The 6786-nt window shown below is 31.8% G+C and carries 3 protein-coding genes; 2 read left to right on the top strand and 1 reads right to left on the bottom strand.

The window, feature by feature from the left end:
• A partial coding sequence (locus WBG30_RS15160) for an OmpA family protein (RefSeq protein WP_424505493.1) occupies positions 1–2868 on the top strand: 2868 nt, incomplete at its 5' end.
• On the top strand, positions 2868–6398 hold the full coding sequence (locus tag WBG30_RS15155) for a hypothetical protein (protein WP_424505492.1): 3531 nt from the start codon (positions 2868–2870) through the stop codon (positions 6396–6398). The genes WBG30_RS15160 and WBG30_RS15155, both read left to right, overlap by 1 nt.
• Before the next feature lie 65 nt (positions 6399–6463).
• Here WBG30_RS15155 and WBG30_RS15150 read toward each other — a convergent pair whose 3' ends face one another.
• A complete protein-coding gene (locus WBG30_RS15150; protein ID WP_424505491.1) occupies positions 6464–6751 on the bottom strand; it encodes an arginase family protein in 288 nt (95 codons plus the stop codon).
• Positions 6752–6786: the final 35 nt, after the last annotated feature.

Genomic DNA, 6786 nt, shown 5'->3' with positions numbered 1-6786 from the left:
CCAAATCAAAAAGTGTTAGTAGAATTTAAAGTAAATGCAAACTATAGTTCGAGTATGTTACCAGGAGCATTAATAAAAAATACAGCAAAAGTAAGTTATGGAGGGACAGAAAATCTTTCAAATGAAGCTAAACTTCCTATTCAAAATTTTACCGCTACAGATCTAGATATAAAACTGGAGGTTAAAGACCTAGGAGGAAATGGGACTGTTAAAGGTGACGGAATAGTTGAGGATGGAGAGGAAGCAGAATATACTATCTCTATAAAGAACCCAACACCAGTAAATGCTCTAAATGTAATGGTATCAGATGATTATAAGCATTTATATTTGTATAAAACTGATTCATATAAATATGTTTCATCTGACGGAAAAAAATTAACCGGAAAGGACTTGAAAGAAGGAGTAATTTTACCTGAAATAAAGGCAGGAAAAACGATAAAGTTGAAATTTATAGTAGGATTTAGCTACGAAGGAAAGAATGTAGATCAAGATGATATTATCTCAAATAAAGCATATCTTTCACTTCAAGAAGTCATACCTGTAAGGAGATCAAGAAGATTTTTTGCACCTATAAATAAATTAAGAGCATTAGTTGCACCTGTAAATAAAACTTCTAATAAAGTAGTTCTTAATGTTGCAAAACCTACGTATGATCTTTCAAAGGTAATAAGAAATAAGAAAGCTGAATTTTATCCAGGAGATGTAGTAGTTTATGATATAACTCTAAAAAATACTTCTAAAGTTATTGGTAAAAACATTAAAATAGAGGATAAAGTAAGTGGAATTAAGGCTTTTGAAAGTTGGACATGGGAACAAGGAATATCAAAAGCACCACAAATACTCCTCAAAACAGGTTTGAAAAAAGATCTATCAGAGAGTGGAATAGAACTCCTAGCAGGAGCAAGTAAAACATATACTGTAGTCGGAAGACTTAAAGATACTATTTCAAAGGGAGATATAAAAAATACTGTAAAAGCAGGAGAAAATTTAGAAATCCAAGCTAAAGCAACTCTTAAAGTAGCAAATGCTCAGATAAAGGTAACCAAGATAGCTAAGAAAAAATGGGTTTCGATAGGAGATTTGATCAGCTATAAGATAACAGTTCAAAACTTATCAGGAACTAAAGTATCAGTAATTAAAAATTTAAGTTTAAAAGATATAATGCCTTCAGGATTTAAATTTGCCGAAGGATCTGGAAAAGTAGATGGAAAAGATGCTGTTGTAGATCTTAAAGGGAAAACCATTTATTTTAATGATTTAGAACTTAGAGGAGATAAAAAAATTGAAATAACTTATATTTTGAGAATCGGAACAGGAGTTAAACCTGGATCTTATAAAAATAAAGCATGGATAGAAAATATTTCTGGAAAAACCTTATCTAATATAGGTGAAGCCAGTGTAGAAGTTATGAATGACCCATTATTTAATAGTACAGTAATAATTGGGAAAGTATTTCATGATAGAAATGGTAATGGTTGGCAAGACAATGCTAATGCCTATGATATAAGGGTTCAAACTCTTTCTTCTCCAGATAATTATTTAGATGGTTCTATAAAAAAAGGAGATGAAGAATGGAGAACTTCTCCAGATTCTAAAGAATTACTTCTAGGAAACCTTGATGGGAAGGGAGATGAAAGTGATAAGTCTCAAAAGGTAATCTTAAGACGAAGAATAAAAGATCCTAAAAAAATAGGAGATCTTTTGATTGAATCAAAAGATGGATCAAATATCACTTTAAAATCTACAGGTGAGGTTCTAAGAAACCATAGTGGAAATAGAAATCTTACAGGTGTTGACTTAAAAGTAGTCAGAAGAATAATTAAAGATCCTAAATATAGGGAAGAGCTTAAGCAAGTTAAGAGTTTTAAAAAAGTAAGAATAGAAAACTTTATAGAACCTATATATTTTGATTCAGCATATGCAGCTATAAGAAATAGTGAAAATGAAAAATTAAAACAATATATGGAAAAATTAAGTGATAAAAAGAACCTTAAATTAGTAATTGTAGGTTATAGTGACTCTCAAAGACTTTCTAAAAAAGCAAGTTATAAAAATAACCACGAATTGTCTCTAGCAAGGGCAAACACCTTGAAAGACTATCTTTCAATGAAATTAGATCTTTCAGAAGAGATGTTTGCTGTAGAGGGAAAAGGGGCTAATAATCCTAAAGGAAGTAATAGGACTAGTATTGGAAGACAGCTTAATAGAAGAACAGAGATAGTTATAGAATATGATGAGGAAGTTATGAAACAAATACCTTTAAAGATCGATGAAAGTGATTATTTTGAAGAGGTGGAAATAAGAAATGATGGAATTTTAGAAGAAGGAATTCCAGGAGTAAGACTTGCTACAGTAGAAGGGTTAGTAATTGAAACTGATCAGTTTGGAAGATATCATGTAGACGGAATTGATGATATATCAGACAGGGGTAAAAACTTTATTATTAAAGTAGATAAAGTTACTCTCCCTTCAGAAACAGAGTTTACTACAGAAAATCCAAGAGTAAAAACTCTTACAAAGGTCATGGAAAAGTTTAATTTTGGAGTGAAAATTCCAAAAGCCAAAAGAAGAGTTAAAGAAAAAGAGATAAAAGTAAGAGTTGGTAGTGTATTCTTTCTAACTGATAAATGGAATGTAAGAGAGGATCAGATCGATAACCTTAAGAAGATATCATCGCTCCTTACTGAGTATAGGGGTGGAGTTATAGTGATAGAAGGAAATACTGATAGCCGGGCAACAAATAAATACAATGAGGTTCTGGCATTAAAAAGAGCCAAATCTATTGGGAAAGAGTTGGAAAAATTAATGGAGAAAGATATGATTTCTAATGTAAAAATTGTTACAGACCTCTCTGGAGGTGGAAGATAATGAATAAAAAAAGAATTTTTATAGTTATAATCTTTCTTATGTTATTAGGAGTAAATGCTTTAGGAGAAAAACTGGTTTCTATACAGGGAGATTTTGAGGAATCTCCCGTTGAAAAGCAAATTCCTTATAGTGTGGAATTGATATCTAATGGTGAGGAGAAGCCAGTGATAGAAAACGATACTTTTAAAGGAATGAAGCAGAACAGAAGAACAGACGTAATATATAGAAATAGGATAAAGCTTGAAAATAACAAGGGTCTTTTATGGGCAGTTGTAGATCCAGTGACAATATCTCCTAAATTGAATATTACTTCTGAAAGGGGAGAAATAGTTTCTGGGATGGAAAGTTGGTTTAAAATTTATACCAACTACAGTCAGTTTATAAAAAAATGGGAAATAGAAATATACAAAAGAGGTGAAGCTAACCCTACTGTAAATATCAAAGGAACTGACATTGATTTTTCTAAAAAAATCTTATGGACTCCTACTAAGGAATTTCTTCCAAGGGATGTTATTGAATATAGGGTTAGAGTTTGGGATGATCAAGGTAATTTTGATGAAACTTCATTGAAATCTATGGACGTTGTTACAAAAGAAAGGTTGGATAAAAATACTAAATTAGATGAAAAAGGTAAGAGGCAAAAAGAGGGTGGAGAGATTTATGGAAGAAGTTCTCTGATCATTCATAATATTCCTTTAGATGCTGCTAAGGTAAGATTTTATGGTCGTGATTTTGACGAAGATATGAAACTTTATCTAGGAAAAAAAGAAATTCCCATTGATAAAAATGGAAAATTTGCCTTTGAAGAACATTTTTCTCCAGGAGCCCATATTTTGGATCTTAGTATTATTGAAAAAGAAGAAGTTTTCCATTATCCATTAGAGATAGAGGTCCCTAATAAATATAATTTTATTGTGGGAATTGCCGATGTAAAAGGTGGGAAGTATGACGTCTCTGGAAATGATGCAATTCTTTCAAAAGACTATCATTATGATGAATCCTTCTATACTGATGGAAGAGTGGCTTTTTATTCTAAAAATAGATATAAAAAATATCTTCTTACTGCTCATATGGACACTAGAGAAGATGAGTTAAAAAATATATTTAGCAATTTGGATGAAAGAGATAATAGAAGTGTCTTTAGGGACATGCAAAGAGACATGTATTACACAACTTATGGGGATGAATCTACAACTTATAGTGATGTAAATACCCAAGGAAAACTTTATCTAAAATTAGAGTGGGATAAAAATAGCTTTACATGGGGAAATTATAATACTGGATTTACAGGAACTGAATTTGCTAACTACAATAGGAGTCTTTATGGTGCAAAATTAGATTTGAGAAGTAGAAAGAGTACCTCGTGGGGAGAAGATAAAAATAGTTTAAAAGCATTTATCTCTCAGCCGGGAACAATCTTTGCCCATGATTCATTTTTAGGAACAGGGGGAAGTCTTTACTACCTAAAACATACAGATATGGTAGTAGGTAGTGAAAAAATCTGGATAGAAATAAAAGATAAAAAAACTGGAATGGTAGTAAAAAATCTCTATCTTGCAGGTGGAGAAGATTATGAAATAGATTATTTCCAAGGAAGGATAATTCTTTCAAAACCTCTTATGCAAATAGTAGGAAATGGACAGGATGCTTCTGTAATAAAAGGCGATCCTTTAGACGGGAAGGAAGCCTACTTAAGAACCGATTATGAATTTTATTCTACAGGAATAGTTGATGATGATCTTTCAGGTGGAATAAGAGGCGGAACTTGGATTAATGAAGGTATTTATACTGGGGGAACTTACGTACAGGGAAATGATAATGATTTAGATTATACCCTTAAGGAAGCCGACATTATCTTTAGAAAAACTAAAGATACTTTTTTGAGATTAGAAATAGCAGAAAGTGAAGGACGAGAATCTGGCAGTAAATTTTATTCTGATGATGGCGGACTTTCTTTTAGAGAGATCAAAGAAAATCAAAAAAATCAAAATGGAAAAGCATATTCATTAAAGGCAAAATCTAGATTATCAGATCTGAATCAAAAATTCAGTGAGGATGTGCTTGCTGAAGGTTGGTACAGAAAAAAAGAAAAAGGATTTTCAACTTCAAGTCTCGAAGATGATAGGGAAGAAGTGAATTTTGGAGCTAACACTAGTTATCAGTATTCTAAAAAATTAAAATGGAAACTTTATTATGATCATTCAGAAGCTATTACCAATGAAAAAGAAGAGAAAGTTAATTTAGGAGTTGCAGCTTACTATAGAAATAAAAAACTTCTTCTTAGTTCAGAACTTAAGGGAAATCATGAAGGGGATAAAAATAAAAATGGAGATGGATTTCTTGGCGGAATCAGGGGAGAATATTTCTTTACTCCTTCCACTTCTCTATATACAGCTCTTCAAGGAACTCTCTATAAAGATGGAGAGTATGAAACAAATGATATGATAACTCTAGGTGGAAAAACAAAGTTAGGAGATAAACTGAGTCTTAATTTAGAGTCAAGCAAGGGGTCTAGAGGAGATTCTACTCAAGCTGGATTAGACTATTCATTTGGGCAAAATCATGATATGTATGTAAATTACCTTTTATCTGAAGATCAAGGTGAGAGGAGTAAAAGTATCACATTTGGAGAAAAAGCTAAATTAGGTGAAAGATATAATGTTTATCATGAAAATCAATTTGTTAATAGTAGTTCTGATGGAAGCGGATTAATCCAAAGTTATGGACTTGATTTTGACGCTACAGATAAACTTAGAACAGGAATCTCCTACCAACAGGGAGATCTCGACAAAGAAAATGATGTAATAAGAAGACGTAGTATGAGTCTTTATTCATCTTATGATGCTAGAGTAATATTTTTAAGAAACAAATTAGAATACAGAAGAGATAAAGGAAAAAAAGAAAAGAAACATCAATGGCTCACAGCAAATAGATTAAAGTATGTATTTAACAATGAATGGACTCTTCAAGGTAAGGGTAATCTATCTTATACAGAAGATGAAATTTCTAATAAAAATGATGCAAGATTTGCTGAACTAAGTGTTGGTGTGGCATACAGGCCTATATGGAGTGACAGACTAAATATAATAAGTAAATATACTTATTTATATGATCTTCCTAGTGAAGGTCAAGATGACTCTATCAATGATGAAAAATCACATATTTTTTCCATGGAAGAGATATATGATCTTAATGAAAAATGGAGTTTAGGAGGAAAAGTAGCCTATAAAAAATCAATGGTTAGAGGGGGAAGAGACCAGGGAGATTGGTTTAGTAACTCTACGGAACTCTATGCTGTAAAAACCCTTTATCACATAATTAGAAAATGGGATCTTATGGGAGAGCATCACTGGCTTATATCTAGAGATGCAGAAGATATGTCGCAAGGGTATCTTGTTTCTGTTCAATACCATGTTAATAATAATATGAAGGTAGGAGTAGGATATAACTTTACTTCTTTTGATGATGATCTTACAAAGAGAGATTATGATGCAAAGGGATGGTTTATAAATTTTATAGGAAAACTATAAAAAATAATTTAATATTACATCCAAACAAAAATGAGGAGCTTAGCTCCTCATTTTTCATATTTAAATTATTCTTCTTCTGTCTTTAATGAGAATCTTCCTAAATTATCTATTATTTCAAATATCAAAATAGCAGCTAGTTTAGATGTGATATTTCCAGAATCATACCTTGGAGATACTTCGGCTATATCAAAGGTGACTGTTTTCCCAGTGCTTGCAATATGTCTTATGAGTACCCTTCCAGAGTTTGGATGGATACCAAAAGGCTGAGGAGCACTGACTCCAGGAGCATACGCAGACGAAAAGACGTCTGTGCAAACACTTACATATATATCGTCATTTTCCGCTATAAACATATTTAATTTATATTTTACTTCTAATTCCTAATAGC

The sequence above is a fragment of the Psychrilyobacter sp. genome (genome assembly GCF_049671765.1).
Taxonomy (GTDB): domain Bacteria; phylum Fusobacteriota; class Fusobacteriia; order Fusobacteriales; family Fusobacteriaceae; genus Psychrilyobacter.
Note: the sequence above shows the minus strand (reverse complement) of the source record. Positions and strands in the feature narration are given on the sequence as shown.